Annotated in this window: 2 protein-coding genes and 1 pseudogene; all 3 read left to right on the top strand. The window is 39.3% G+C overall.

Annotation, left to right across the window (positions count from 1 at the left end; translation table 11 throughout):
• The coding region (locus tag QZ359_RS04870; RefSeq protein WP_293963418.1) for an NUDIX domain-containing protein at window positions 1-494 on the top strand (494 nt) is incomplete at its 5' end.
• A gap of 55 nt (window positions 495-549) precedes the next feature.
• A complete protein-coding gene (gene yycF, locus QZ359_RS04865) occupies window positions 550-1,257 on the top strand; it encodes a response regulator YycF (protein ID WP_000722071.1) in 708 nt (235 codons plus the stop codon).
• Window positions 1,250-1,446, top strand: a pseudogene (locus tag QZ359_RS04860) (cell wall metabolism sensor histidine kinase VicK); the annotation flags it as partial. The gene yycF and the pseudogene QZ359_RS04860, both read left to right, overlap by 8 nt.

Genomic DNA, 1,446 nt, shown 5'->3' with positions numbered 1-1,446 from the left:
CAATGGACCGTTATCCAATTAAGGCTCCCAAGAAAAAGCCTGTCCCAATTTATCTTAAAGCCTTAGTTGTGAAAAATTCTCAGGGGCAATTTTTACTTGAAAAAAATGAAAGTGAAAAGCTATTGGCAGGTTTTTGGCATTTCCCACTGGTAGAAGTAGATGACTTTTCGCAAGAGGAGCAGTTTGACCTCTTCCATCAGGTTGCAGAAGAAAGTGTAAACTTTGGCCCCAGTCCAGAAGAGAGTTTCCAGCAGGACTATGACCTAGAAGTTGATTGGCTTGATGTTTGTTTTGAGACTGTCAAGCATGTCTTTAGCCATCGAAAGTGGAATGTACAGATTGTAGCAGGTCAGGTGAGTGACTTTCATGATTTTTCAGATAGGGAAGTTCGCTGGCTTTCACCAGAAGAGTTCAAGGATGTTCCACTTGCCAAACCCCAACAAAAAATCTGGCAGGCTTATGCACAATCCAACTTAGACAGTAGCAAAGACTAGCTATTGTGTCTTCTTGCTATTTTTTTGGTATAATAGTAGAGAAAAAGGTGAACATATGAAAAAAATATTAATTGTAGATGATGAAAAACCAATCTCAGATATTATCAAGTTTAATATGACCAAGGAAGGTTACGAGGTTGTAACCGCTTTTAATGGTCGTGAAGCGCTAGAGCAATTTGAAGCAGAGCAGCCAGATATTATTATTCTGGATTTGATGCTTCCAGAAATTGATGGTTTAGAAGTTGCTAAGACTATTCGCAAGACAAGTAGTGTACCTATTATCATGCTTTCAGCTAAAGACAGCGAATTTGATAAGGTTATTGGTTTAGAGCTTGGGGCGGATGACTATGTAACCAAACCCTTCTCAAATCGTGAGTTGCAGGCGCGTGTCAAAGCTCTCCTTCGTCGCACGGACTTGGCTTCTGTAGATAATCAAGAATCAGATGAAAATAAAACTCAACCCTTGCAAATTGGGGACTTGGAGATTGTTCCAGATGCCTATGTTGCTAAGAAATACGGTGAAGAACTAGACTTAACTCACCGTGAATTTGAGCTTTTGTATCACTTGGCTTCTCATATCGGTCAAGTAATTACGCGTGAACACTTGCTTGAAACGGTCTGGGGGTATGATTATTTCGGAGATGTTCGAACAGTTGACGTAACCATCAGACGTTTGCGTGAGAAGATAGAAGATACACCAAGTCGTCCTGAATATATCCTAACACGTCGCGGTGTTGGTTATTATATGAGAAATAATGATTAAACTAATTAAAGATACAGTTTTAACCAGTGATTTTATCTTTATCCTCATTCTACTTGGCTTTATTTTAGTAGTGACCTTACTTTTGCTAGAAAATCGTCGGGATAATATTCGGTTGAAGCAAATCAATCAAAAAGTTAAGGACCTGATTGCAGGAGATTATTCTCAGGTATTGGATATGCAGGGAAGCTC

Origin of the sequence: Streptococcus sp. (assembly GCF_019414905.1) — a bacterium.
Lineage (GTDB): Bacteria > Bacillota > Bacilli > Lactobacillales > Streptococcaceae > Streptococcus.
Note: the sequence above shows the minus strand (reverse complement) of the source record. Positions and strands in the feature narration are given on the sequence as shown.